This window comes from Pantoea sp. SIMBA_079 (assembly GCF_046940275.1).
GTDB classification, from domain to species: domain Bacteria; phylum Pseudomonadota; class Gammaproteobacteria; order Enterobacterales; family Enterobacteriaceae; genus Pantoea; species Pantoea borealis.
This window is the reverse complement of sequence record NZ_JAWRYR010000683.1, coordinates 1-250: the sequence shown is the minus strand read 5'-3', so window position 1 is coordinate 250 and position 250 is coordinate 1. Positions and strand designations below refer to the sequence as shown.

The following is a 250-nucleotide window of genomic DNA, read 5'->3' as shown; positions in this document are numbered from 1 at the left end:
GGTGTGCCATGCCCCCGGCTTGCCCGAACAGCTGCTGGGTGAGCTGCGCCGCAAGTGCCAGCTGCTGGAGGTCTGGGCGGCAAGCCTGGGGGCCGAAGCACACTTTTTCCTGATCGATGCACAGGGCTTCGCCCAGGGTCAGCGCGATGGCCAGCTCGGCTCCGACGACTGCGGCACCACCCAGCACTACCTGCTGCTGGATGAGTTCTACCGCACCACCCTGTGGCTGGCCGGGCGCACGCCGCTGTGG

Annotated in this window: 1 protein-coding gene; it reads left to right on the top strand. The window is 68.4% G+C overall.

Going from position 1 to position 250, the window contains the following annotated elements; translation table 11 throughout:
• Positions 1–250, top strand: a 250-nt coding sequence (locus SB719_RS21700) for a hypothetical protein (protein WP_412159965.1), incomplete at both ends; no start/stop codon positions are given.